The following is a 24,893-nucleotide window of genomic DNA, read 5'->3' as shown; positions in this document are numbered from 1 at the left end:
GAAGATTACCGCCTCCATTAGCCAATGCTGTTGCATTGGCTAATGGCTGGCGGGAGATATAACGACCCATAGCCCTGCAACTCTACAAACTTCGGCACCCCCTGCACCCATTGAGGCGCTAAAGCCGATACCGGCAGTGCCCGTTGAGATACCGCATCCCGTGGTGGCGGCGGCGCCAGTCCTGATTCTTGAAGATGCCGCCGAGACAGCGGCTACTACAGTAAATGCTGTTGAGCAACCAAGCCAAGCGCCTCCCTCAATGGAGGGCGCCGCTCCGTCGGCGCCGGTTGCTGGGCTGACCATTCCAGAGGCGGGCCCCGTCGATTCGGCTCCTGATCCGGCCTTTGTTAGCCCGGCGTTGACAGAGCAACGCCCTCCATTAAATACAGAGGCCGAGGTGCCGGATGCGACCCCATTGCCGGCAGTCGCTGAGCCGGTGTCGCCTCCTTCTGATACGACATGAAATAGACGACGCTAAACAGTTTAGCATTGGATATTTAGTGTGGCGTCAAGGTGATCTTGGCTCCATCCCTCTTGCTGCAAAAGTGTATTAACATCGATGAACAGGATATCCAGGATGAGGGGGGGGGGGGGGAAGTCTTGCCTGTTTTTGAAATAATATAACTATATATAAGTTGACTATATATCTTTTGGATGTCTTAATTCATGGAAAGTGCAAGGACTGTAGGATGGAATCGATGAGCCTGTTTTGCAATCGATCAACACATCCTTGGGAAGAGAGGCATCCACTCCATTATGAAAAAGCATCTGGCCATTTTTGAGGGGCACGAAATTCGTCGCACTTACGATGAGAAGACCGAAACCTGGTTTTTCTCCGTTGTAGACATTGTTCAGGTTTTGACCCAACAGCCTGATTATCAGGCTGCTCGAAACTATTGGAAGGTTTTGAAAAACCGCCTTACCAAGGAAGGAAGTCAGTCGGTTACAAATTGTAACCGACTGAAATTACGTGCTTCAGACGGTAAAAGTTACCTCACCGATGTGGCCAGCGCCGAAACACTCTTGCGCCTTGTCCAGAGCGTCCCAAGTCCGAAGGCCGAACCTATCAAACTCTGGCTCGCAAAAGTCGGTTATGAGCGAATGCAGGAGATGTCCGACCCTGCCCGCGCTCTCGAGAGAGCCCGAGCTACTTGGCAGAGTCATGGCCGCAGCGAAAAGTGGATTCAGCAACGTATGACCGGGCAGGAGACCCGCAATAAACTTACCGATTACTGGGCCTCGCACGAGATCAAGAAGGGGGATGAATACGCCATCCTCACCAATCTCATCCATCAGGAATGGAGTGGGGTAAGCGTCAATGCCCACAAAGAGTTGAAAGGCTTGAAAACCCAGAACCTTCGTGACCACATGAGCGAGGCCGAACTCATTTTTACCGCTTTGGCTGAACTCTCAACCCGCCAGATTGCCGAGACCATTGACGCTACCGGTATGGTCGCTAACCAGACTGCCGCGAAGACCGGCGGCAGGATTGCCAAACATGCCAGAGTGGCGCTTGAGGCCCAGACCGGAAAAAAGGTTGTAACTGGGGCGAACTATTTGCCACCCAGAAGCACTAAAATAATTCGGGGCTGAATATGCTCCGATTCTGCTGCCCCCCCCTCCCCCCATGCCGCCGGTCCGCGAGGCCGCAGACCCTCCCAAGATTCTTCAAATTAGCGGCATCTTTCTGAGCGGGAGTCCGGAGAGTATCGCAGGGACAGTGATATAGAATTCCATAGGGAAAGAGGCGTCCCCATTGCCGGCAGTCGCTGAGCCGGTGTCGCCTTCCCTCCGCAACTCCACACCTCGACAACCAAACTATTCCACCCCTTTCGGTTTGCTTGACGAAGTTCGCAACATCTGTATATTAACTAATACTAAATAATAACCAGTTGATAATATACCGGATATGATATACAGTAAAAAGAAAGTTAAAGAGCGTAAGCCTATCGGGTGGTTGAGTGGTGAAATTAAAACCCCGCCGTTTTCTTCCGGGGCAAGGGTTGAGGCCGGGTATTTGCTATGTCGCCTACAGAATGGAGATTTGTTGCCGTTGCCTCATTCGCGGCCGATGCCAGGAGTTGGCTCGCACTGCCATGAATTGAGGGTGAAGGATGCCCACGCAGAATGGCGGATCATTTATCGGGTCGATTCCGATGTTATCTTGGTGGTGGCCGTTTTTGAGAAGAAAACGAGGGAAACGCCACAGCACATAATGGACGTCTGCCGCTACCGGTTGCGGCAATATGATGAAATAGCGGGAGGATGAATGAATATTGCAAAACAAAAGCGGCTTGAAGGGGCGGGCTGGAAGTTTGGCAGTGCCGCAGATTTTCTCAATTTGACAGAAGAAGAAAAAGCCTATGTGGAGATAAAATTAGCCTTGGCCCATACGTTAGAATCCACCCGGAGACAACTGGGGTTTACTCAAAAAACATTAGCCGTCAAACTCCATACCAGCCAGCCCCGTGTGGCTATGATGGAAAAGGGTGACCCATCCGTTACGCTGGACCTTTTGATACGGGGATTGCTTGCGCTTGGAACTAAACCCCACCAACTCGCCGCATTGCTGTAGCGTGCAGATGGCACCGGTTGATGGAACGCCCCGGCCGTTCCGCTTGTTGTCCCTCCCTTTCTACATGCTCGGCCAGGCGCGGCGGTTGTGCTCGGATGCGCTCAGGAGAGTGTCATAGGGACAGATGTTTGAACTGGACGTCCTGCATTGCTTATTAGGTGGAGGCCGACGTCCCGGCGGCATGAGTTTCAGTAAGAGTCATCCTAGGTGCCGATGCCGCCGGGACGTCGGCATCCACCCACATACCGCATCCCGTGGTGGCGGCGGCTACTACAGTAAACGCCGTTGAGGAACCACCCCCCGAGCCCGCATCAATGGAGGGCGCCGCTCCGTCGGCGCCGGTGTCTGGGACGCCCATCCCTGAGCCGGGTCCCGTCAATTCTGCTCCTGATCCGGCCTATGTTAACCCGGCGTTGACAGAGCAACGCCCTCCATTAAATCCAGAGGCCGAGCCGCCGGATGCGCCCCCATGGCTGGCAGTTTCTGAGCCGGTGCCGCCTCCCTCAACAACTGAACAACCCGACAACTTAACAACTCGCCCCTTCCTACACCCCGAGCAACCTCCGCACATGCCGCGCAATCGCCAGGGAGGCGGTCAGGCCGGGGGATTCCATGCCGATGAGATTAATGAAATTCGGCAGGCCATTGGCGGCTTCGTGGCGGATGATGAAATCCATGACGCCTGACCCCTTGAGCTTTGGGCGGATGCCCGCCATGTCGGGCATCAAACGGGATTCTTCCAGCCCGGTAATGATTTTGCAGGCGGATTGGTAGAAGGCCCCCTGCTTGCGCTCGTCAACGGTATAGTCCAGCCGGTCAACATATTCGGTGTCAGGTCCGAATCGCATCCGGCCACCCAGATCCAGGGTGGCGTGGACCCCTAGCCCGGTCAGGTCCTTGTGGGGCACGGGATAGATGAGCCGGTGGATGGGGGCCGCGCCTGTGTAGTAGAAATAGTCACCTTTGCAGTAGTGCAGCCGATACCCCAGGGCGTCCACATCCAACCTGGTCAATCCGGCCACATGGTCGGAGTGGAGCCCGGCGGCATTGATGACGATCCGCGATTGAAACCGGTACTCATCGTCCCCAGCCACAATCTCGTAGTCATTTCCATGGCGGGTAATGTGTTTGGCCTCACTCTTGAAAGCGAACAGCACCCCCGCCTTCGTGGCCTCGCGATAGTAACTGTCCATCAGAGCGTGGGAGTTGAGGATGCCGGTGTTCGGTGCCCATAAGGCCTTGATCCCGGGCACCCGGGGCTCCCAGGCCTGGATTTGCTTCGCATCGATGATGGATAGATGCTCCACCCCATTGTCACGACCTTTTTGGTATAACGCCTGGACCTGCCCGACTTCCTGCTCTGTGGTCGCCACGATGAGCTTCCCCAGTTTCTGGTGGGGGATGGCATGGGCCTGGCAGTAGTCGTAAAGCAAGGCCGCGCCTTCAACGCAAAGCCGCGCTTTCAACGAATCCTTGGGATAGTATATCCCGGAGTGAATGACTTCGCTGTTGCGGCTGCTGGTCTCGCGCCCGAAGTGGTCGTTCTTTTCGAGGACGATGATGTCGGAAAACTGACTGGAAAGTTCACGCGCGATGGCCAGACCGATTACGCCTGCACCAATAATGGTGACTTCTGTTTTGTCCATGTTTACGGACTCCGTTTACAAATACAGTTCAACTTTGAACTTCTATCGCTCTGGGCGCATGGCCGAACTGTCGGGGTTATTCCCTGCACTTGACAAGAGAATTTGAACAGAAGTCGCAAAGTTCGCAAAGGCATGCGCGGCGAAGGCGCCGCGCATGCGGGGATTATTTAAATAATTCCTGCCGCCGCCGTCTTCGGCGGAGGCCCCCCTTCGCGATCTCTGCGACCTTCTGTTCAAGTTTCTTAACTCCTCGATTTCCTAAACACCAATGCTGCCGCATTCAGGCAGTAACGCAGGCCGGTGGGTTTGGGGCCGTCGGTGAAAACATGGCCCAGATGGGCGTCGCAACGGGCGCATCGGATTTCAGTACGGGCCATGCCGAAACTGATGTCCGTGTGCTCGATGATGTTTTCAGCGGCGACCGGCTTGAAGAAGCTGGGCCAGCCGGTGCCGGAATGGAATTTGGCTTCAGAGCTGAAAAGGGGCAGGTCGCAGCAGACGCAGGAATAGAGACCGGGCTCCGCCTGGTCGGTCATCCGGCTGCAGAACGGGGCTTCCGTGCCCTTGCTGCGCGTGACACGATATTGCTCGGGAGTCAGTTGTTTTTTCCACTCCGCATCGGTTTTAATCACCTTCTTCATCACGGATACCTCCTTCAGCTGGTGGTTAGCATCAAGCTCCCGCACCCGGACCGTTGGCTCCGGCTCAGCGGCCAACAATGCAAGTGTGGTTGAAAGCAGGCAGGGGATGAGAAAGATGCTTCTAAATACGGGGAATTTACCACGGAGGCGCGGAGATTTAGAGGGAGAGGGAAATCCAAATGTGGCGTTAATTTTTCCACATGACCCGCCTACAACGCTATGCGTAGCATTGCGGGCAGGGTACATGTGGAGCAAATAAACGCCACGGTTTCCTGAAGGAATTCGTTGAGAGGGAAGAGTCTTCAATTCTCGTTCCTCATTCTTCGGGTATTTCTCCAAAGAACCGTGGCGGGATTTTTCATTCAGGTACTCCGGAATTAAAAATCCCGCCACATTATATTTGTCTTCTCTCCCTAAATCTCCGAGCCTCCGTGGTAAATGTCCTCTCGGTTTTGCGTTTTTTGATGTGTCTGCCCTGAGGCAGGGGATGAGCAGGCGGTTCATATGGCGTAGTTGAGCGATTGGCCAGAGTCACGGGCGTCCTGTTTCTCGACCAGATCCTGCAGGGTGATGCCGCCCATGGCTTTCTTCATACTCTCCTCGATCTGCGCCCAGACTTCCCGCGTGACACAGGACGTGTTGCGGTCGCAGCTTTCAGGTTTGTCCAGACAGTCGACCAGCACGATCGGCCCTTCCAGCGCTGAAATGATTTCCAGGAGCGTGATCTGATCGTTGGGCTTAGCCACACTGTAGCCGCCCTTTGGTCCGCGGGCAGAATTAATCAGCCCGGCCGCCTTCGCCAGATTGATTACCTGCCAGAGATATTTCTCGGAAATTCCCTGCCGCTTGGAAATATCCCCCAAATTTACCGGCCCTTTGCCTTGATGCGTGGCAAGGTCGAGCAGAATCCTCAGTCCGTATCTTCCCTTAGTCGATATTTTCATACGTATATCCTAATAAATGACTGCAATATATTCAGTAGTTATCCTGTAGAGTTAGTAATTTAGCATTATGGTCATAATTTGGCGAGGATTAAGGTTTTCGAACGGGAGTTGAAGAAAATATTTACCACGGAGACTCGGAGGGGTAGGGGGAGAGGAAGAAAATGTTACGCGATTTTGACAAATGGCGAGTACCCCATTTGTCAAAATCGCGTAACGCTTCTCCGGGAGGAAGACGGAGCCACTCCGGCTGAGCTTCGCACAGGATATACCCCCCTCCCCGTTTTCTCCAAGGAAGGCGTTGCGGGAATTCCTGATTCGGTACTCCGAAGCGGGAATCCCCGCAACATTTTCTTAGCCCTCCCAGTCTTACTCTCCTTCGAACCCTCCGAGTCTCCGTGGTAAATCCCGAATTTATTTTACGGCCGAGGTGGCAGGATGAACCGGCGAATTCCTTGTTTCATTGTGGTGACGTTGAAATTCAAGAGAAGCCCAAGATGACATTTGGTTAGCCGCATGTAGGTTAACAACTGAGACTCGTGAACAGGCAGTAGTTCGGTAACGGCCTTGATTTCCACGACGACTTGCCGGTTGATCAGAAGATCGAGCCGCAAATCTTCGCCCACGCGGATGTCTTTATAGAGGAGTGGGATTGATAGCTGATTTTCGAATTGGATGTTGCGTTGCTTCAATTCCGCACACAAACTGCGCTCATAAATTTCTTCGTATAGCCCGGGACCCCAGTATCTGTGAACTTCAATGGCAGCGCCAATCACTAGGGATGTCAATTTCTCATCAATAAGCATAGGACTGTCCTTTATCTAAAAACAACATTAAATATAGCTATATATTAAAGATATCAAGAAAAGATTCACCACGGAGACGCGGAGGGGGGATTGGAGAGAGGGGAGAGAAAGAAAATGTTACGCGATTTTGACAAATGGCGAGTACCCCATTTGTCAAAATCGCGTAACGCTTCTCCGGGAGGAAGACGGAGCGACTCCGGTTGAGCTTCGCACGGGATATACCCCCCTCCCGTTTTCTCCAGGGAAGGTGTTGCGGGAATTCCTGATTCGGTACTCCGAAGCTGGAATCCCCGCAACATTTTCTTAACCCTCCCAGTCTTACTCTCCCTCAACCCTCCGAGTCTCCGTGGTAAATCTTTCTTCGCTTATTGCCCCGGCGAACTGACTCGTGTATTCTTTGAAATGCCATGGCTGATTCAACGGAAAACACAAAGGATGTCTCCCTGCCTCATTTCAGCACAGGGATTCCTGCGCTGGATGACACCCTGAAAAACCTGAAGGCCGGTGACAATGTCGTCTGGCAGGTGGATGATATCGAGGATTACCGCCCACTGGTGGAGCGCTTTGTGGAGCATGGGTTGACGACCGGAGCGCCCCTCGTCTACTTCCGGTTCGCGAGTCATCGTCAGTTGATTCCTGAAACGCCGGGGGTCGAGATTCATAATGTCGAACCGGAGGCGGGCTTCGAACATTTCGTGGGCAAGATCCTCAACGTGATCGAAAGCAAGGGGCGGGGGGCCTTGTACGTATTTGATGGCTTGTCCGAGCTGGCCGCCGACTGGTATAGCGACCGGATGCTTGGCAATTTTTTCATGATCACCTGCCCCTTTCTCTTCAAGCTCGATACCATTGCCTATTTTGCGCTCTTCCGGCATCACCACTCCTTCCATGCCGCCGAAAGCATCCATCAGACGGCGCAACTCGTGCTGGATGTCTATCGTAACCGGGACCGGTTTTTCATCCAGCCGCTCAAGGTGGACCGGCGTTACTCACCCACCTTGTACATGCTACATGAGTGGACCGAATCCGATGCCTGTCTGCCCGTTACCTCCAGTACCACCATTTCGGAAATTCTGGCCGGCATCTCCCAGCCCTGGCTGGACTTCTCTGCCACCCGGCCCGGCATCTGGATGAAAAACCTGGCCCGTGCCCAGAAGACCGTGGAGGCCATGCGGGCAGGGGTGGCGCCGGTGCAGGAGGTGCAGGAATCATTCCAGCGCCTGTTGAGGAGCGCCATCACGCGTGATGAAAAGTTCATGCCGCTGGTCTGCCGCTATTTCGAGCTGCCGGATCTGATGGCGATCATCCAGCGGATGATTGGCACCGGGCTGATCGGGGGGAAATCCCTCGGTATGCTGCTGGCCCGGGCGATTCTCCGTAAAAAGGCGCCTCAGCTCTATGAGAAGCTGGAACCGCATGACTCATTCTTTATCGGGGCGGATGTCTATTACACCTATCTCGTTCAGAACGGATGCTGGGAATTGAAGCGGAAGGTCGGGGATGCGCAGGTTTCCGATGAGCGCCATGAGGAGCGGCAGCAACGGCTCCTGTCCGGGACCTTTCCCAACCATATCCGGCGTCAGTTTGTCGAAATGCTGGATTATTTCGGGCAGTCGCCCATTATTGTCCGCTCCAGTTCCTTGCTCGAGGACAGTTACGGCAATGCCTTTTCGGGGAAATACGAGACAGTCTTCTGTGCCAACCAGGGAGCGCCTGAAGAGCGGCTGGAAGCCTTCATGGCGGCCGTGCGCCAGGTCTATGCCAGTACCCTCAGCCAGGAGGCGCTGGCCTACCGCACCCAGCGCGGCCTCCTCGAGCAGGATGAACAGATGTCGCTCCTGATCCAGCGGGTGTCCGGCGCCTTGTATGGCGACAACTATTTTCCGCAGATCGCCGGGGTCGGGTTCTCGTTCAATCCCTATGTCTGGAACGAGGAGATCGATCCCGAGGCGGGCATGTTGCGGCTGGTCTTTGGACTTGGCACCCGTGCCGTGGACCGCATCAGCAGTGACTACACCCGCCTGATCGCCCTCAATGCCCCGGACCGGCAGCCGGAGGGCGGGGGCGCCGAAGGGATCCGCTACAGCCAGCGGGTGGTGGATCTGCTGGATCTGCCCCAGAACAAACTGACCGCCAAGGAATTCAATGCCGTCATCGCGGGCATCCCGTCCGACGCCCTGGCCCTGGACCTGTTTGCCGAGAAAAGCGAAGGCACCACCGCCGAGTTCCGGCATCTGACGTTCCGGAAGCTGATTGACGACACCACCTTTGTGGCGACGATGCGGGAGATCCTGAGCACCCTTCAACTGGCCTATGCCTACCCGGTGGATATTGAGTTCACCACGAACTTCATGCCCAGCGGGGAGTACCGGATCAACCTGGTGCAGTGCCGTCCCTTTCAAGTTCGCATGACGGGGGAGTCCGCCCGGATGCGGGCGCCCGCCACGGTGCAGCCCCGTGAGTTGATCATGGAAAGTACCGGCCCTGTCATCGGCCATAGCGCCTCCATGCTGGTGGACCGGTTGATTTACGTCGTTCCTGCGGTCTACGGGAGAATGAGTGAGAGTGCGCGGTATACGGTGGCGCGGACCATCGGGAAGTTGAACCGCCTGAAAGCCGCCGCCGGACCCGCGCCGGTGGTGATGCTGGCAGGACCCGGACGCTGGGCCACCTCCACGCCCGCGCTGGGCGTACCCGTGTCCTTTGCCGAGATCAATGCCGTCTCCGTGGTCTGCGAGATTGCCGCCATGCATGAGGGACTGGTGCCGGATGTCTCCCTCGGAACCCACTTTTTCAATGACCTGGTGGAATTGAACATGCTCTATTTTGCCGTCTCTCCCGACAAAAAAGGGCATCAACTCAATCAGGACTTGCTGCTGACGCTGCCGAACCGGCTGACGGCACTCCTGCCTGAGGCGGCCGCCATGGAGTCGGCCCTGCGGGTGATCGATGGCGTGGATCTGCCCGGTGGACTGCGGTTGAATTTGCATGCCGACGCCGTTAAACAGAAAGTGATCTGCTACCTTGGAAAATAATCATAAAAAACCTTATTCGCTGCCAGAGGAAATCGCCAGCAGCGTCATGCATGGGGTCGGGGTGGTGCTGGCGCTGGCGGCCTTGTCGCTGATGGTGGTGTTTGCCGCATTGCGGGGAACGGCCTGGCATGTGGTGTCCTGCGCCGTGTATGGCACGACGCTGGTGCTGATGTTTATGACCTCGACCCTCTATCACAGCTTCCCCTGGCCGCGCGCCAAGGCGATCATGAAAATCATAGACCACTCGGCGATCTATCTGCTGATTGCCGGGACCTACACGCCGTTCCTGTTGATTTCCCTGAGGGGCCCCTGGGGCTGGTCGTTGTTCGGGGTGGTCTGGGGCCTGGCGCTGATCGGCGTCGTGTTCAAGGTGTTTTTTGCGGGCCGCTTCAAGCTGTTATCAACCCTGGTCTACATCGGGATGGGTTGGATGGCGATTATCGCCATCCGGCCGCTTTACCAGAATCTGCCGTTGGGCGGGTTGTTGTGGTTGGTCGCCGGCGGATTGTTCTACACGGGCGGGACGGTTTTCTATCTCTGGCACCGCATCCCGTTCAATCATGCCATTTGGCACGCCTTTGTTCTCGCCGGGAGCCTCTGCCACTTCTTCAGTGTCATGTTGTACGTGATTCCGTATTGACATTAAAAGCCAAACGAATAGTTTCTCTATCGGGTTAATTGATATAAAGGCAGCAGGGAGACGGGCATGACTCAAGCGATATCAACATTATTGGCGCAGGCGGGGAACCGGTATGACTCCATTACGGGGGCAATATCGGTGCCGATTTATCAGACGGCGTCATTCGGGCATCCCGGGCTTGGACAATCGACGGGGTTTGATTATTCACGTACCTCGAACCCGACCCGGCTGGTTCTTGAGGAGACCCTCGCGAAGGCGGATGGGGGACATAAAGGGTTTGCATTTGCCTCGGGACTGGCCGCCATTGACACCCTCTTGCACCTGTTCCGTCCGGGCGATCGCATTGTGGTGACCGAGGACCTGTATGGCGGCACGTTCCGCCTGTTTGAAAAAGTGTTCCAGCCGTTCGGGATAGAGGCGATCTATGTGGATACGTCAGACCTGGCCGCCGTGCAGCGCGCCCTGACCTTGGCGGGCGTTAAAGCGGTGTTTGTGGAGAGTCCCACCAATCCGCTGCTCAAAATCGCGGATATCCGTGCCATCGCGAAAGCCGCCCGTGCTTCAGGCCTTCTGACCATTGTGGATAACACCTTTCTCACGCCTGTCTTCCAGCAGCCGCTGGCGCAGGGCGCCGACCTGGTCGTGTACAGCGCCACCAAATATCTGGCCGGGCATAACGATGTGGTCGCCGGCATGATCGTGACCGGGACCCCTGCGCTTTCCGAGCGCATCGGGTTCTATCAGAACGCCATTGGCGGCGTGTTGGGCCCCCAGGATTCCTGGCTGACCCTGCGCGGTCTGAAGACCCTCCCCTTGCGTGTAAAAAAACAGCAGGAAAATGCCTGCGGGATCGCCGATTGGCTGGCCACCCATCCGCGGGTCCGGCGCGTGTATTTCCCCGGCCTGGCGGATCACCCCGGCCGATCGGTTCTGGACCGGGAACGTAGCGGATATGGCGGGATGATTTCGTTTGAGGTGGACGTGGCCGTGCGCATCCCCTCAATCCTGTCAGGCGTGAAAATCTTCACCTTCGCCGAGAGTCTGGGCGGCGTGGAATCCCTGATTACTTACCCGTCCATGCAAACCCATGCGGATCTGGATGCCGCGGTTCGTGCGCGCCTGGGGATCAATGACCGGCTTCTGCGGCTCTCCATCGGGATTGAGGACAGGGATGAACTCATTGAAGACCTGAAAGGCCTCTTATGAACTACCTGACCCGCCTGATTCACTCCGGCAAAGACCGGGATCCCTATACCGGTGCCTCCAGTATTCCCATCTATCAGGCCTCCACATTCCATCAGGCTGATCCCGAGCATCTGGGCCATTATGATTATGCGCGCAGTGGCAACCCGACCCGGGAGTCCCTTGAGCAGGCCATTGCCTCGTTGGAGGGCGGCGCACGCGGTCTGGCCTTTGCCTCCGGCATGGCGGCCACCTCATCGGTCCTCATGCTCTTTGCGCCCGGTGACCACCTGGTCGTGGGACAGGACATTTACGGGGGCACCTATCGTGCCTTGACCACCCTGTTCCGCCAGTGGAAGCTCGAGGTCACTTTTGTTGACAGCACCGATCCCGCCAGCGTCCGGAAGGCGATTACGCCCGCCACCCGCGCGCTGTTTGTCGAAACCCCTGCCAATCCCCTGCTGTCCATCACCGATCTGCACGCCATCGTCGCCATCGCCCGCGAGCATGAGGTGCTAGCCATCACGGACAACACCTTTATGACCCCTTATTACCAGCGCCCGATCGAGCTGGGGTTTGATGTCGTGGTGCATAGCGCCACGAAATTCCTAGGGGGACACAGTGATCTCATTGCCGGATTGGCGGTGACGCGTGATCCGGAACTGGGGCATCGACTGAAGGTCATTCAGAACACGTTTGGCGCCATATTGGGTCCGCAGGATTCCTGGTTGGTGCTGCGTGGCATCAAGACCCTTGGCGTCAGGATGGATGCCCAGCAACGCACCGCCGGGTTGGTGGCGCGATGGTTGCTTACGAGGCCGGAGGTAAAGCGCGTCTATTATCCGGGTCTGGAAGCGCATCCCGGTTATGCCACGCATCAGGCTCAAGCCTCAGGGGCCGGCGCCGTGTTGTCGTTTGAGCTCCACGATGTGGCGACGGCCTTGAAGCTGTTGAAAAACGTCAAGTTACCGCTGATGGCCGTGAGCCTCGGCGGGGTGGAAAGCATTTTGTCCTACCCGGCGACGATGTCGCATGCCGCCATGCCCAGGCCCGAGCGGCTGGCGCGGGGAATTTCAGACAGCCTCGTCCGCCTTTCCGTCGGCCTGGAAGCGCCGGAAGACCTGATTGCGGATATGGCCGCCGCGTTGTAAGACGGGGCGCACGCATATAAAACAGAAAATAAAGAGAACTTTTACCACGGAGACGCGGAGGGGGAGAGGGGGAGAGGAAGAAAATGTTACGCGATTTTTGAAAATGGTGAATACCCCATTTTCAAAAATCGCGTAACGCTTCTCCGGGGAGAATACGGAGTGCCCCCCTGTTGAGCTTCGCACGGGTTAAACCTTTCCCTCCCGCTTTCTCCAAAGGAAGGCGTTGCGGGAATTTCTGATTCGGTACCCCGAAGCTGGAATTCCCGCAACATTTTCTCATCCCTCCCCGTCTTCCTCTCTCTCTTTCCCCTCCGAGTCTCCGTGGTAAATCTTTTACTCTCGTCTCTTTGGCCCCTTATAAACCCCCTGTGAGGTCATATGCGCCTTTGTAAGAGGCTGAAATTGACATTTAGGTGACAGGGGCGTAGGTTTTGTCCTCAAATGTGTAATCAATACTTTTGGTGAAACCATGCAACTAGGTGTTCAAGATGTTGCGAGAATTCTGAGTGTTTCTGAGAAATCCATCTACCGGTGGATCCAGCAGGGACAGCTTCCCGCGTATAAGGTCAACGATCAGTATCGGTTCAACCGGGCTGAACTGCTGGAGTGGGCCAATGCGCAGAAAATCAATGTCTCCGCCGAAATTTTCAAGGAGCCTGACGCCTCCGCGGAACTGATGCCGGATCTGGCGGATTCGATTGAGGCCGGCGGCATCTTTTACGGGGTGGCGGGGAATGACAAGGAGTCCGTGCTACGCTCCGTGGTGGCGATCATGAAGCTGCCACCGGACATGGATCGCGATTTCCTGCTCCGGGTCCTGCTGGCACGTGAGGCGATGGCGTCGACCGGAATTGGCGAGGGAGTGGCGATTCCGCATGTGCGCAACCCGATTGTGCTCTCGGTGAACCACCCGGCAATATGCCTCTGCTTCCTGGAGAAGCCGGTGGAGTTTGGTGCGATTGATGATCAGCCGGTCCACACGCTTTTCACCCTGGTCACTCCGACCGTCCGGGTCCACCTCTATCTGCTTTCAAGACTGGCCTCAGCCCTATTGGATCCGGGGTTCAAGGCCGCCCTGGTCCGGCAGGCTCCCCGTGAGGAGATCCTCGCCCTGGTGCGGGCCTTTAAAAAATGAACCGTTTACTGATATCGTTGATAATAATCGTATGTGGAGGGGCCCTTTCATTAGTGATGAGCCGCTCCCCTCGCTGGGCAACCGGATTGGGTGCGGGGTCGGCGGTGGCCGGTTGCCTGCTGGGCTTATGGCCGGCGCTCCATGCGTTGACGGGGGGCGCGGTTGAGGCGTTCCGCTTCCCCTGGGCGGTTCCGGGGGGTGAGTTCTATATCCGGCTGGACGCCCTTTCCGCCTTTTTCCTCATTCCGGTTTTCGGGCTGTCGGCCCTGGCCGCCGTTTATGGGGGCAGCTACCTGATGGCCTATCGCGACCGGAAGCTGCTAGGCGCGGCGTGGTTCTTTTTTAATATCTTTGTGGCCACCATGGCGCTGGTGGTGGTGGCACGTCAGGCAGTACTCTTCATGGTGGCCTGGGAAATCATGTCGCTCTCCGCCTTTTTCCTAGTGACCTTTGAGCACGAAAAAAAGGACGTACGCATGGCCGGGTGGGTTTACCTGGTGGCGTCTCATGTGGGGGCGGCCTTTCTGCTGGCCATGTTCCTGCTCCTGGGCCGCACCTCGGGGTCGCTCGATTTTGATACCTTCGCGGTCCCGCCTGCCACGGCAGGGGTCGTGATCCTGGTGCTCGCGCTGATCGGCTTCGGGACCAAGGCGGGGATGGTTCCCCTGCACATCTGGTTGCCTGAGGCGCATCCGGCCGCGCCGAGTCATGTCTCGGCCCTGATGTCCGGCGTGATGATCAAGTTGGGGCTGTATGGGCTGTTGCGGGTGATGATGTTCCTGGGCCCCCCTGCGGCCTGGTGGGGGCCACTGCTGGTGGCCCTCGGGTTTGCCGGCGCCATCCTTGGGATTTCATTCGCGCTGTTTCAGCGTGACCTCAAGCGGGCCCTGGCCTATTCCAGTATTGAAAACATGGGGTTGATCCTGCTGGCGTTGGGACTGGGGCTCTGGGGCCTGACCAGCCATCATCCGGTGGTGGCGGCGCTGGGACTGTCGGGTGCTTTTCTGCACGTCTGGAATCACGCCCTGATGAAGAGCCTGATGTTTCTCGGGGCCGGTTCGGTGATGCATGGCGCTGGGGGGCGGGACATGGAGCGGTTGGGCGGGTTGATGAAGCGGATGCCGCGCACCGGCGCGGCCATGGCGCTGGGAGCCGTGGCGATTGCCGCCTTGCCTCCACTCAATGGCTTTGTTAGCGAATGGCTGATCTATCTGGCCCTGCTACATGGCGGCCTGGAGTTCTCGGGCGGCGGGAGTGTGGTGATGCTGCTGGGGGTAGGGGTTCTGGCACTGGTTGGCGCCATGGCCCTGCTTTGCTTTGTGCGGTTGGTGGGGATTGTGCTGCTGGGCGAACCTCGCAGTGACGAAGCCCGGCATGCTCATGAGTCCTCCCGCTGGATGACGGCTCCACTCGCGGTGCTGGCGGGGTTATGTGTGGTGGCGGCGCTGTTTCCGGGCGTTCTGGTCAAAGCGTTTGAGGGGGTGATCGGCGAGGTGTTCGGGGTGGCCCTGGGGCCGTTCGAGGCCGCGTTGAACGCGTCTTCCGCGCTGGGGGTTCTGGGTGGCGTGAATGCCGTGATCTGGGGATTGATGGGGTTGGTGATGTTGTTTTTCATCTTTGTCAGGCGGCGGGGCGGAGTGGCGGCGGACGCGACCTGGAGCTGCGGCTACCTGGCCCCTGCGGCCAGTATGCAGTATACCGGCCAGTCGTTTTCAGAGATGATGGTGTCGCGCCTGTTATTGAAATCGTTCCGGCCCAAGGCCCACGTGGTGGTGCCTGGCGCCGTCTTTCCCGTAACCGGCAAGATGACCACCAGTTACCCGGATACCCTGAGCCGGGTCTTGTACCAGCCCCTGTTCAACTGGTTGGCGGGCCGTTTTGCCCGACTGCGCTGGCTGCAACAGGGAAAAATTCAATATTATATGATGTATTTTGTGGTGGTGTTGCTGCTGGCATTCGCCTGGCAGGTGATCCGGCAATGGTTGAATTATGAGTGAGTGGCTGGTCATAGCGGGAATCACCTGTCATGCCCTGAGTGGCGTGCCGGGTCTTTTCCTGCGTCGTGATCCGGCGGCCGGACAGCGGTTGGCAGTCCGGTTGGCGGTGCTGGGGTCGGCGCTCGGTATCGGCGGGGCCGTCTCCGCCCTGTGGGCCCCCACGGCCTCGCTCTCATTCCTGCGTTTGGATGCGATTGCGGCCATTTTCCTGATTCCCATCTTCTGGGTCTCGGCGCTGGGCTCCATTTACGGATTGCAGTACTGGGCGCAGGCGGAGCATCCCGGGAATGGCCGGACGCTACGGGTCTTCTACGGGCTGGTGACGGCGGGCCTGGCGGGGGTCGCGGTGGCGGCGAATTCCATCCTGTTTCTGTTTGCCTGGGAGGTGATGGCCCTGAGTGCATTTTTCCTGGTCTCCACGGAGGACCATGAGCAGGAAGTGCGTGATGCCGGTCTGCTCTATCTCATTGTCACCCATTTTTCCACGCTGGCCCTGTTTGCCCTGTTTGCCGTCTGGTACGCTGCGACCGGTTCGTTCGCCCTGGGTTCGCTGCCCAGGGGGGTGGTGACCCCGGCGGTCGCAACGGTGTTGTTCGGACTCATCGTTTTTGCGTTCGGGATCAAGGCGGGGTTGATGCCGTTTCACATCTGGTTGCCGAGTGCCCATGCCGTGGCGCCCAGCCATGTCTCGGCCATGATGTCGGGGGTGCTGATCAAAATCGGGATTTACGGATTGGTTCGCATGGTGTCGTGGTTGCCCGAGCCGCCCGTCTGGTGGGGCGGGACCCTGCTGGGGTTGGGCACGATCTCCGGCGTGCTGGGCGTCGTGTTCGCGCTGGGCCAGCATGATCTGAAGCGGCTCCTGGCCTATCACAGTATTGAAAATATCGGCATCATTGTCATGGGGCTCGGGTTGGCACTGGTGGGCCGCTCGCTGAATGTTACGGCCTGGATCGTGCTCGGGCTGGCGGGGTCGTTGTTGCATGTCTGGAATCACGGGATCTTCAAGGCCCTGCTGTTCCTGAGCGCCGGTTCGGTGATCCACTCGACCCGGAGCCGGGTCATTGACCAGCTGGGCGGGCTGGCGGCGGCCATGCCGTTGACGGCCCTGCTCTTTGCCGTGGGTGCGGTCGCCATTTGCGGGCTGCCGCCCCTCAATGGCTTTGTGAGCGAACTGCTGATTTACCTCGGGTTGTTCAGGACGTTGGGCATTGGTGCGGAACCGTCGTGGGCGGGGGCGGCCTTCGCCGCAGCGTTGTTGGCGTTGATCGGGGCTTTGGCGGTCGCCTGTTTTGTGAAGGCCTTCGGGGCGATTTTTCTCGGGACGGCCCGGTCTGACTGCGCCCGGCAAGCCCACGAGTCCGGGCGAGCCATGACCGGCCCCATGTTTGCTTTGGCGGTCTGCTGCCTGGGTATCGGGTTGCTGCCCGGCGTGCTCAGTCCGATGTTGCAGCAGGGTGTGGCCGCCTGGGTTCCGGATCTGGCCGCGACCCTGCCTGCGTTGACCGCGCTGGCACCGTTGGGTTGGATCAGTATAGCCGGGGTGACGCTGGTTGGGCTGTTGCTGGGAGTGGTGGCGGTTCTGGCGATCCGACTGCGGCACAGCCGGGTGGTGGCCGCCGGTACCTGGGATTGCGGGTACGCGGCACCGACGCCGAATATGCAGTATACGGCCTCCTCGTTTGCGCAGATGCTGGGCGGGTTTTTTACCTGGGTGCTCCGCCCGCAGGTGCAGGCCTCGGGCAAACTGGCCGTATTTCCGGGGCGCATGCATTTTCACAGTCATGTACTGGACATTGTGCTGGATGAGGTGCTGCGGCCCGTCTATCAGGCCGGCGTCAAGGTCGCCACGTGGTGTCATTTGTTCCAGGCGGGTAATATTCACGCGTACTTATCGTATATCGTGGTGTTCCTGATCGTGTTGTTGTTGTGGAGATAAGTTGAAAGGCCTCCCTCTCCCTTGAGGGGAGAGGGCTGGGGTGAGGGTGAATTTATGAGTCAAATTTTTGTGCATCTGTTTTTATTACTGGTATTGCCGCCCCTGTTGCTGGGGGTCATTGGCAAGACCAAGGCCCTGTTTGGCGGCCGGAACGGGCCTCCTTTTCTGCAACCGTATTACGACCTGATCCGGTTGTTCCAGAAAGGTTCAGTCTTCAGCACGACGACGACCTGGGTGTTCCGGGCGGGACCCGTGGTCGGGGTGGCTACCGCGTTATTGGCGGGGATGTTAGTCCCGTTTGGCGGGCACAGTGCGCCGGTTTCGTTTGCGGGCGACATGATCCTGTTCGCCTACCTATTCGCTTTGGCGCGGTTTTTTACGGCCTCGGCCGCATTGGACACGGGTTCGGCCTTTGAGGGGATGGGGGCGGCACGGGAGGTGACCTTCTCCTGTCTGGCGGAACCGGCCCTGTTCTTCTGTTTTCTGGTGCTGGCCAAGTTGTCGGCCTCGTTGTCGCTGACGACCATGCTGGATGGGACCTTCCCGCTGGGCGCCGGCGTGGCGGCCCCCTCGCTGGTCCTGGTGGCGGCGAGTCTGTTCATTGTGCTGTTGGTCGAGAATTCCCGTATTCCCTTTGATGATCCGAATACGCATCTGGAACTCACCATGATCCATGAGGTGATGGTGCTGGACCACAGCGGGCCGGCGTTGGGGATGATCCAGTATGGGGCGGCGATGAAGCTGTTTGTGATGGGGGCGGTCCTGTTACGGGTCGTGGCTCCTTTTGAAGCTGGTAATGCCTGGGCGGACTGGGGGCTGTTTGTCGCCGGCATGCTGGGGCTGGCGGTGGTGATCGGCGTGGTAGAGTCGATGATGGCGCGTTTTCGCATGGTGTTTGTTCCCACGTTCCTGGTGGCGGCCTGTCTGCTGTCGACCTTTGGTGTCATTCTGCTGCTGAGGTAACGCGAATGATTGAAGAGTTTATCAGTCGAAGGAAACCACGCTGTGATCAATAACTTGTTTCAACAGAAGGAAGGCCAATGCTTTGATCGTAAAAGCATTCTGGTGGAGCCGAAGGCATTGGCCATATCGCTTGTAGCGTTTGCCAATGCCGATGGGGGGACTATTCTGGTTGGGGTCAATGACCGCGGCGAGGTCGAGGGGCTTGCTGGCCAGGAAGAAAAGGTGAATGAACTTCTGCGGGTACCGTTTGATTTCTGCCGGCCCACGGTAAAGGTGGATTTTAAGCAGCTTGGATGTGTCGATCGTGTCGGGCGACCCAATAAGGTATTGATGATAACAGTGCATCAGAGCCAGTCCGTACACGCCAATCAAGCAGATGAGGTGTTTTATCGCGTGGGCGACAAATCGAAGAAGCTGACCTTCGATGAACGTATGCAGTTAATGTACGACAAAGGCGACCGGTTCTATGAAGATACACTGGTTGCTGGTGCGGGGCTCACCGATTTGGATCTTGAACGGGTGCGTGCTTACGCGAAGCGAATTGGCTATTCGAAGTCCCCCTTACATTATCTGCGCGAAAATCATGGTTTTATCCGGATGGAGAAGGCTGTGGAACAAGTTAGCACCGCTGCCATTCTTCTATTCGGCAAGGCGCCTCAACAGTATTTCCCCCGGGCACGGGTGAGATTTATACGTTACGAGGGCACGGATGAGAAAACCGGCGCCAACATGAATGTGATCAAGGATGTTTCCTTCGAGGGGACGATCCTGGAAACTGTTCAGAAAGCCATCACATTTGTTTCAACACAAATCAAGGAACATACCTATCTTGGTAAAGGCGGGTTGTTTGTCACGGATACCCAATACCCGGAATTTGTGCGGCAGGAGATTCTCGTTAATGCCGTCGCTCATCGCGACTACAGCATCAAGGGAACCGACATCCAGATCAAGATGTTCGACGACCGGTTGGTGGTCGAAAGCCCTGGCACCTTACCGGGATTGGTTCGGTTGAACACGATGCGTAAGGTTCACTTTTCACGAAACCCGAAAATTGCGGCGTTTTTGCGTGACTACGGGTATGTCAAAGAGTTTGGCGAAGGAGTCGACCGGATGTGCGCCGAATTGACGGAGCTCGGACTTCCGGAGCCGGAATATCGGGTTGAATCGTTTATGTTGCTTTGTACCGTTAGGGCGGCTCAAGTCAGTCAGCCGACAGGGGATGTAAGTATTCCCGGACATGGAACGGGCGCGGGAGAAAGTTCGGGAGAAAGTTCGGGAGAAAGTTCGGGAGAAACGGATAACCGAATTCTTAAACTTTTCGCCAATAGCCCGGATTTGACCATTCAAGAGGTGGCGAAGATGCTGCAGATGACGTCGCGGGGAATTGAAAAACGAATTGCCGTACTAAAAAAGAGTGGCCGGTTGGTGCGAACCGGGGCCACAAAAAATGGGCAGTGGCATGTTATTGCCTTTGGTAAAGATGGGAAGAACCTATGAACTCATTGATCGATCCGATTCTGGTACTGGTTCTTCTGTTGAATTTTGTGGCCCTTGGTGCGAGCCGGATGCGAACGGTCATCCAGGCCGTTGCGGTGCAGGGGATGCTGCTGGGGGTGCTGATCGCCCTGGCTCATGGCTCCCTGGTGCTCTGGGTGGCCATGATGGCCCTTGCCACCATTTTCCTGAAAGGGGTGGTGATTCCCCGCATGCTTTTTAATGCGATCCGGGACGTAGTGATCCGCCGCGAGGTGGAGCCGATTGTCGGGTTTATCGCCTCGCTTTTTCTGGGAGCCGTCGGGACGGGGCTGGCGGTATTGTTCGCGCGCACCCTGCCGATCGACCATGGGGAGATGGGCTCACTGATCGTCCCGGCCGCCCTTTCCACAGTGCTGACCGGGTTTCTGATGTTGACGACCCGCACGAAGGCGATTACCCAGGTGGTGGGGTATCTGATCCTGGAAAATGGGGTGTTTATTTTCGGTATGCTCCTGATGGAGGCGATTCCCTTCCTGGTGGAATTGGGAGTGCTGTTGGATCTGTTCGTCGCCATTTTCGTCATGGGCATCATCATTCACAAAATCAGCAGGGAATTCTCCTCTGTGAGCACCCAGATGCTGTCTGAATTGAAGGAGTAACATATGGTCTGGTTTCTATTTCTTGTTCCTTTGTTGTGTGCGGCAGTGGCTGCGGCCATTCCCTCAAACCGGTGGCGACCCTGGCTGGTGCCGGTGGGTGGGGTCGCGCATCTTGTGATGACGGGTGTGGCGGTGGCGGGTGAGCCGGTCTCTGCACTGAAGGGCTGGCTGGTGCTGGATCCGGTCAGCACGCTCGTGTTGGGCTTTGTCAGTATCGTGTTTTTCCTCTGTTCGTTGTATGCGCCCGCCTATCTGGCGCTGCGGCCGGAGCGCTCGAACCGGGTCTTTTGCGCCTGTCTGCTCGCCATGCTGGGCATGATGACATTGGTGATCCTGGCGCATCATCTCGGGTTGATGTGGGTTGCCATAGAGGCCACTACCCTGGCGACGGCCCCGTTGCTGTTTTTCAACCACAATCCCCGCTCACTGGAGGCTACCTGGAAATACCTGCTGATCGGGTCGGTGGGGATTGCCCTGGCCTTGCTGGGTACTTTCTTCCTGGCGTACTCTTCGATTCACGCTGGTCTGGAGCCTACGTTGCTGCTGGATGATCTGGTTCATCTCGCCCCAAAACTTTCGCCGCCCTGGCTCCATGCGGCCTTTGTGCTGCTGCTGGTCGGCTATGGCACCAAGATGGGCCTGGCGCCCATGCATACCTGGAAGCCGGATGCGTATGGAGAGGCACCGGGACTGGTCGGCGCCTTGCTGGCGGGCGGGGTCACGAGCTGCGCCTTTCTGGCCATTCTCCGGTTCTATCAGATTTGCCGGAATGCCCCGGAGGCGGCCTTTGCCCGGGAGATCCTGATTTTCATGGGCCTGCTCTCCATGGCGGTGGCGGCCGTGTTTGTCATCCGGCAACGTGATTTCAAGCGGATGCTGGCTTATTCCAGCGTCGAACATATGGGGATTCTGGTGTTGGGGATCGGGATTGGCGGGGCGGCCACCTTCGGTGCCCTGCTGCATATGATCACCAACGGCCTGACCAAAGGCGTCATGTTCCTGTCGGCCGGTAATATCCACCGCGCCTATGACAGTAAGAATACGGATGATGTGCGCGGGGCCCTGCACCGGCTGCCACTTTCCGGTCCGCTCTTCCTGGCGGGCTTTCTGATGGTGACCGGATCGCCGCCCGGGGGGCCGTTTATCAGCGAATTTACCATTCTGATCGGGACGATCCAGTCTGGAAAATATGTCATTGCCGGTCTGTTTCTGGCGCTTCTGGCGATTGTATTCATCGGCATGGGTGCGACCGTGCTACGCGTGGTGCAGGGGGTGCCCTCGGCCAAGGCGACGGCCTCTCCCTATCGCGACCGTCCGCAATTGGTGATCCCGATCATCATCTTTTTTGTGTTGGCGCTCACGCTGGGGGTCTGGATTCCGCATCCGCTGGAGACCCTCCTGCATCAGGCGGCAGCCTATCTGGAGGGAGGACATCCATGACATCTATTTTGAAGTGGTTGCCGGTTCATAACGGCGAACGGTATCAACGGAGCGACCTGCCCTGTCTGGATGGAGTGGTCTTTCGCCGGTCCCTGGTCGAAGCCGTCGCGGATGGCGCGCATGTGGCGGCCTTTTTCGGGCGCATCCCTGAAGACGGGCACGGGGTGGAACTCATCGCCGTGCTGGCCTGTCGCGATGATGGGAACTTCCGGGTCGCCCGGATGAGGGTGGAAGGGGAAACCTTTCCTTCCTTGACGCCGGACTGTCCCCAGGTCCACCTGTTTGAACGCGAGATTGCTGAACAATTCGGGTTGCGGCCGGAAGGGCATCCCTGGCTCAAGCCGGTCCGGTTCGTCACCTCAGCCCGGCCGGGGCACGATGCCTGGGGGCGGACAGACGGTGAGAGGCCGATGGTCGGTGTGACCGACTTCTATCGTGTGGAGGGCGAGGAGGTTCATGAAGTGTCCGTGGGGCCGGTCCATGCGGGAATCATTGAGCCGGGTCATTTCCGGTTCCAGTGTCATGGCGAACAGGTCTTTCACCTGGAGATCTCGCTAGGGTATCAACACCGCGGGGTGGAGCGCTTGCTGCGTGGCGGCCCGGATCCCCGGACCATTCACGTGGTGGAGACGATGGCGGGCGATACGACCGTGGCGCATACCGTTGCCTATTGCCGGATCGTGGAGGCCTTGTCAGGGTGTCAGGTGACGGCCCAGGCGCAGGTGCTGCGCGGAGTGGCGCAGGAGTTGGAGCGCCTGGCCAACCACACGGGCGATCTGGGTGCCATGGCGGGCGATATCGGATTTCTGCCGACCGCCTCATACTGCGGCCGGCTTCGTGGTGATTTTCTCAATATGACCGCCATTCTGTGTGGCAACCGGTTTGGACGTGGATTGGTGCGGCCCGGAGGGGTCGCGTATGACGTGGACGCTGCGGCGATTGCGGAGTTGTTGAAACGGCTGGAGGCCACGCTGCGGGATGTGGGCAATGCCGTGAACCTGTTATGGAACTCCCCGTCGGTCATGAGCCGTTTTGAAGATACGGGGCGGGTGACGCCGGAGACGGCGTTGGAAATCGGGCTGGTGGGGCCGGCGGCCCGGGCCTGCGGGCTGGAGTGTGATGTGCGCCAGGATTTCCCCTATGGCATTTACCGCTTTTCCCAGATTCCCGTGTCGACCGGCCGCAACGGGGATGTGTTTGAGCGCGCCTATGTCCGGTGGCTGGAAATCCAGCGGTCTGGCGATTTTGTGCGGGAGCAATTGAAGATGCTGACGGGCGGGCCGATCCTGAATATCCCGGAGGCCCTGATGCCGGACGCCTTGGTGGTGTCGTTGGTTGAGGGCTGGCGGGGTGAGATATGTCATGTGGGGATGACGGATTCGGCCGGTCACTTTGCGACCTACAAGGTGGTGGACCCATCCTTCCATAATTGGCTGGGCCTGACCCTGGCGATGCGCAACCAGCAGATTTCCGATTTTCCTCTCTGCAACAAGAGTTTCAATCTTTCCTACTGTGGGCATGATTTGTGAGGACCAGATGTTAGATATTATTACAGCACGAATAAAGCAGGGGCACCGGACCATCGCGTATCCAGCGAAGCCGCCGGTCTTGCCGGCGCGGTTTCAGGGACGTCCGGTGATCAATCAGGCCTGTGTGGATGCGGGCGGGGGGGGCGACGTTTCCGTTTGTCCCGTGGGCGCGTTAGGGGAGCAGGCCGGCCGCTTGACTCTCGACATCGGGCGCTGTCTGTTTTGCGGCGAATGCGAGAAGGCCTTCCCGAAAGGGGCGATTACCTTTACCAGAGATCATCAATTGGCGGCGCGGACGCGTGAGGCGCTGGTGCTGGGGGCGGGGGAACCCGCGTTGCAGGCGGCGTTGGATGGGAAAATGAGGAAGTTATTCGGGCGCTCCCTGAAGTTGAGGGAGGTCAGTGCGGGGGGCTGTAATGCCTGTGAAGCGGACTGCAACGTGTTGACGACCGTCGTGTTTGATCTGGGCCGGTTCGGGATCCAGTTTGTGGCGGCGCCCCGTCACGCCGACGGGATTCTGATCACCGGGCCGGTAACCAAAAATATGGAACTGGCGCTGAGAAAGACCTATGACGCGGTGCCGGCTCCAAAGTTGGTGATTGCCGTTGGGGCGTGCGCCATTGCAGGTGGCCTCTATGTGGATGGGCCTGAAACCAACAACGGGGCCTCAAGCGTGGTGCCGGTGGATGTCTATATTCCGGGCTGTCCGCCGCATCCCATCACCATTTTGGATGGCTTGCTTCGCGCGTTGGGAAAAATCGAGGACAGGTAACTTGATTCATCCTGCCCGGGCGACGGGCAGGGTGGCCATTACTTCTTGGACGTAGCGGCGGCAACGACCGGGGCACCGGATTTTCCGCAATGCGGACAGAGATAGGTTTCCGCATTGGGCTTCTTGTCCTGTTCCGTCAGCATCATACCGCACTTGCAGTTACCTTTGAAGCGGAGCAGCACAAGGGACTTCGTGAGAGCGTGGGCGAGCGCCTCTTGACCGGTCTTGATCTCTGCCTCGCGACGGCGGAGAATAGCTTCCTGACTTTTCATATGTTTCTATATTACACCCATTTCCGCAAAACACCAGATGATTCCATTAAAAGAAATGGTGCCGCAGGCGGGTTTTGATAGGATGAAGACGCAA

At 57.7% G+C, this 24,893-nt stretch carries 23 protein-coding genes; 17 read left to right on the top strand and 6 right to left on the bottom strand.

Annotation, left to right across the window (positions count from 1 at the left end):
- The first annotated feature begins 136 nt into the window (after positions 1 to 136).
- From WCS52_16660 to WCS52_16645, 4 genes are all read left to right on the top strand, one after another.
- A complete protein-coding gene (locus WCS52_16660) occupies positions 137 to 463 on the top strand; it encodes a hypothetical protein (protein ID MEI6168815.1) in 327 nt (108 codons plus the stop codon).
- 293 nt (positions 464 to 756) lie between these two features.
- Positions 757 to 1,593, top strand: coding sequence for a BRO family protein (locus WCS52_16655; GenBank protein MEI6168814.1), 837 nt, complete (start codon positions 757 to 759; stop codon positions 1,591 to 1,593).
- A 316-nt stretch (positions 1,594 to 1,909) separates the two neighbouring features.
- Complete coding sequence (locus WCS52_16650; protein ID MEI6168813.1) at positions 1,910 to 2,269, top strand: type II toxin-antitoxin system RelE/ParE family toxin; 360 nt, start codon at positions 1,910 to 1,912, stop codon at positions 2,267 to 2,269.
- Complete coding sequence (locus tag WCS52_16645) at positions 2,270 to 2,575, top strand: helix-turn-helix domain-containing protein (GenBank protein ID MEI6168812.1); 306 nt, start codon at positions 2,270 to 2,272, stop codon at positions 2,573 to 2,575.
- 154 nt (positions 2,576 to 2,729) lie between these two features.
- On the opposite strand, the gene WCS52_16640 is transcribed toward WCS52_16645, so the two are convergent.
- From WCS52_16640 to WCS52_16620, 5 genes are all read right to left on the bottom strand, one after another.
- Positions 2,730 to 2,954 (bottom strand): hypothetical protein, encoded by a 225-nt coding sequence (locus WCS52_16640; protein ID MEI6168811.1) that lies wholly within the window; start codon positions 2,952 to 2,954, stop codon positions 2,730 to 2,732.
- Positions 2,955 to 3,120: 166 nt separating this feature from the next.
- On the bottom strand, positions 3,121 to 4,221 hold the full coding sequence (locus WCS52_16635) for an NAD(P)/FAD-dependent oxidoreductase (GenBank protein ID MEI6168810.1): 1,101 nt from the start codon (positions 4,219 to 4,221) through the stop codon (positions 3,121 to 3,123).
- A gap of 242 nt (positions 4,222 to 4,463) precedes the next feature.
- Positions 4,464 to 4,862 (bottom strand): peptide-methionine (R)-S-oxide reductase MsrB, encoded by a 399-nt coding sequence (gene msrB, locus WCS52_16630; GenBank protein ID MEI6168809.1) that lies wholly within the window; start codon positions 4,860 to 4,862, stop codon positions 4,464 to 4,466.
- 500 nt (positions 4,863 to 5,362) lie between these two features.
- Positions 5,363 to 5,806: an Rrf2 family transcriptional regulator gene (locus WCS52_16625; GenBank protein MEI6168808.1), complete on the bottom strand. Its 444-nt coding sequence runs from the start codon at positions 5,804 to 5,806 to the stop codon at positions 5,363 to 5,365.
- A gap of 416 nt (positions 5,807 to 6,222) precedes the next feature.
- Positions 6,223 to 6,609: a GxxExxY protein gene (locus WCS52_16620; protein ID MEI6168807.1), complete on the bottom strand. Its 387-nt coding sequence runs from the start codon at positions 6,607 to 6,609 to the stop codon at positions 6,223 to 6,225.
- 407 nt (positions 6,610 to 7,016) lie between these two features.
- On the opposite strand from WCS52_16620, the gene WCS52_16615 reads away from it, so the two are divergent.
- From WCS52_16615 to nuoB, 13 genes are all read left to right on the top strand, one after another.
- Positions 7,017 to 9,644 (top strand): PEP/pyruvate-binding domain-containing protein, encoded by a 2,628-nt coding sequence (locus WCS52_16615; protein MEI6168806.1) that lies wholly within the window; start codon positions 7,017 to 7,019, stop codon positions 9,642 to 9,644.
- Positions 9,634 to 10,284, top strand: coding sequence for a hemolysin III family protein (locus WCS52_16610; GenBank protein ID MEI6168805.1), 651 nt, complete (start codon positions 9,634 to 9,636; stop codon positions 10,282 to 10,284). The genes WCS52_16615 and WCS52_16610 overlap by 11 nt, the downstream gene beginning before the upstream one ends.
- 66 nt (positions 10,285 to 10,350) lie before the next feature.
- Positions 10,351 to 11,490 (top strand): PLP-dependent aspartate aminotransferase family protein, encoded by a 1,140-nt coding sequence (locus WCS52_16605; GenBank protein MEI6168804.1) that lies wholly within the window; start codon positions 10,351 to 10,353, stop codon positions 11,488 to 11,490.
- The gene (locus tag WCS52_16600) at positions 11,487 to 12,617 is read left to right on the top strand and encodes an aminotransferase class I/II-fold pyridoxal phosphate-dependent enzyme (protein MEI6168803.1); all 1,131 of its coding nucleotides are present in this window, start codon (positions 11,487 to 11,489) and stop codon (positions 12,615 to 12,617) included. The genes WCS52_16605 and WCS52_16600 overlap by 4 nt, the downstream gene beginning before the upstream one ends.
- Before the next feature lie 469 nt (positions 12,618 to 13,086).
- Positions 13,087 to 13,752 carry a PTS sugar transporter subunit IIA gene (locus tag WCS52_16595; protein MEI6168802.1) on the top strand — a complete coding sequence of 222 codons (666 nt, stop codon included), beginning with the start codon at positions 13,087 to 13,089 and terminating at the stop codon, positions 13,750 to 13,752.
- A gap of 56 nt (positions 13,753 to 13,808) precedes the next feature.
- Positions 13,809 to 15,749, top strand: a complete 1,941-nt coding sequence (locus tag WCS52_16590) for a proton-conducting transporter membrane subunit (GenBank protein ID MEI6168801.1) — start codon at positions 13,809 to 13,811, stop codon at positions 15,747 to 15,749.
- Positions 15,742 to 17,688, top strand: a complete 1,947-nt coding sequence (locus WCS52_16585; protein ID MEI6168800.1) for a proton-conducting transporter membrane subunit — start codon at positions 15,742 to 15,744, stop codon at positions 17,686 to 17,688. The genes WCS52_16590 and WCS52_16585 overlap by 8 nt, the downstream gene beginning before the upstream one ends.
- 54 nt (positions 17,689 to 17,742) lie before the next feature.
- Entirely contained in the window at positions 17,743 to 18,651 is a 909-nt protein-coding gene (locus WCS52_16580; protein ID MEI6168799.1) for an NADH-quinone oxidoreductase subunit H, read from the top strand.
- Between the two features lie 42 nt (positions 18,652 to 18,693).
- Positions 18,694 to 20,148, top strand: coding sequence for an ATP-binding protein (locus tag WCS52_16575; protein MEI6168798.1), 1,455 nt, complete (start codon positions 18,694 to 18,696; stop codon positions 20,146 to 20,148).
- A complete protein-coding gene (locus tag WCS52_16570; GenBank protein MEI6168797.1) occupies positions 20,145 to 20,786 on the top strand; it encodes a hydrogenase in 642 nt (213 codons plus the stop codon). The genes WCS52_16575 and WCS52_16570 overlap by 4 nt, the downstream gene beginning before the upstream one ends.
- Before the next feature lie 3 nt (positions 20,787 to 20,789).
- On the top strand, positions 20,790 to 22,226 hold the full coding sequence (locus tag WCS52_16565) for a proton-conducting transporter membrane subunit (protein MEI6168796.1): 1,437 nt from the start codon (positions 20,790 to 20,792) through the stop codon (positions 22,224 to 22,226).
- A complete protein-coding gene (locus WCS52_16560) occupies positions 22,223 to 23,755 on the top strand; it encodes an NADH-quinone oxidoreductase subunit C (protein ID MEI6168795.1) in 1,533 nt (510 codons plus the stop codon). Before WCS52_16565 ends, WCS52_16560 begins: the two co-directional genes overlap by 4 nt.
- Positions 23,756 to 23,762: 7 nt before the next feature.
- Positions 23,763 to 24,527, top strand: a complete 765-nt coding sequence (nuoB, locus tag WCS52_16555; GenBank protein ID MEI6168794.1) for an NADH-quinone oxidoreductase subunit NuoB — start codon at positions 23,763 to 23,765, stop codon at positions 24,525 to 24,527.
- 38 nt (positions 24,528 to 24,565) lie between these two features.
- On the opposite strand, the gene WCS52_16550 is transcribed toward nuoB, so the two are convergent.
- On the bottom strand, positions 24,566 to 24,799 hold the full coding sequence (locus WCS52_16550) for a hypothetical protein (GenBank protein MEI6168793.1): 234 nt from the start codon (positions 24,797 to 24,799) through the stop codon (positions 24,566 to 24,568).
- Between the last annotated feature and the right edge of the window lie 94 nt (positions 24,800 to 24,893).

The organism is bacterium, assembly GCA_037128595.1.
Classification (GTDB): Bacteria; Verrucomicrobiota; Kiritimatiellia; order CAIKKV01; family CAITUY01; genus JAABPW01.
This window is presented reverse-complemented; position numbering and strand designations above follow the sequence as displayed.

What these genes read in the sequence shown, in the direction of transcription:
- WCS52_16560 (MEI6168795.1), top strand. Translation starts at nt 22,223, where the DNA reads ATGACATCTATTTTGAAGTGGTTGCCGGTTCATAACGGCGAACGGTAT.
- WCS52_16635 (MEI6168810.1), bottom strand. Translation starts at nt 4,221, where the DNA reads ATGGACAAAACAGAAGTCACCATTATTGGTGCAGGCGTAATCGGTCTG.
- WCS52_16570 (MEI6168797.1), top strand. Translation starts at nt 20,145, where the DNA reads ATGAACTCATTGATCGATCCGATTCTGGTACTGGTTCTTCTGTTGAAT.
- WCS52_16595 (MEI6168802.1), top strand. Translation starts at nt 13,087, where the DNA reads ATGCAACTAGGTGTTCAAGATGTTGCGAGAATTCTGAGTGTTTCTGAG.
- WCS52_16645 (MEI6168812.1), top strand. Translation starts at nt 2,270, where the DNA reads ATGAATATTGCAAAACAAAAGCGGCTTGAAGGGGCGGGCTGGAAGTTT.
- WCS52_16620 (MEI6168807.1), bottom strand. Translation starts at nt 6,609, where the DNA reads ATGCTTATTGATGAGAAATTGACATCCCTAGTGATTGGCGCTGCCATT.
- WCS52_16580 (MEI6168799.1), top strand. Translation starts at nt 17,743, where the DNA reads ATGAGTCAAATTTTTGTGCATCTGTTTTTATTACTGGTATTGCCGCCC.
- WCS52_16590 (MEI6168801.1), top strand. Translation starts at nt 13,809, where the DNA reads ATGAGCCGCTCCCCTCGCTGGGCAACCGGATTGGGTGCGGGGTCGGCG.
- WCS52_16605 (MEI6168804.1), top strand. Translation starts at nt 10,351, where the DNA reads ATGACTCAAGCGATATCAACATTATTGGCGCAGGCGGGGAACCGGTAT.
- WCS52_16550 (MEI6168793.1), bottom strand. Translation starts at nt 24,799, where the DNA reads ATGAAAAGTCAGGAAGCTATTCTCCGCCGTCGCGAGGCAGAGATCAAG.
- msrB (MEI6168809.1), bottom strand. Translation starts at nt 4,862, where the DNA reads ATGAAGAAGGTGATTAAAACCGATGCGGAGTGGAAAAAACAACTGACT.
- WCS52_16600 (MEI6168803.1), top strand. Translation starts at nt 11,487, where the DNA reads ATGAACTACCTGACCCGCCTGATTCACTCCGGCAAAGACCGGGATCCC.
- WCS52_16625 (MEI6168808.1), bottom strand. Translation starts at nt 5,806, where the DNA reads ATGAAAATATCGACTAAGGGAAGATACGGACTGAGGATTCTGCTCGAC.
- nuoB (MEI6168794.1), top strand. Translation starts at nt 23,763, where the DNA reads ATGTTAGATATTATTACAGCACGAATAAAGCAGGGGCACCGGACCATC.
- WCS52_16585 (MEI6168800.1), top strand. Translation starts at nt 15,742, where the DNA reads ATGAGTGAGTGGCTGGTCATAGCGGGAATCACCTGTCATGCCCTGAGT.
- WCS52_16650 (MEI6168813.1), top strand. Translation starts at nt 1,910, where the DNA reads ATGATATACAGTAAAAAGAAAGTTAAAGAGCGTAAGCCTATCGGGTGG.
- WCS52_16615 (MEI6168806.1), top strand. Translation starts at nt 7,017, where the DNA reads ATGGCTGATTCAACGGAAAACACAAAGGATGTCTCCCTGCCTCATTTC.
- WCS52_16655 (MEI6168814.1), top strand. Translation starts at nt 757, where the DNA reads ATGAAAAAGCATCTGGCCATTTTTGAGGGGCACGAAATTCGTCGCACT.
- WCS52_16565 (MEI6168796.1), top strand. Translation starts at nt 20,790, where the DNA reads ATGGTCTGGTTTCTATTTCTTGTTCCTTTGTTGTGTGCGGCAGTGGCT.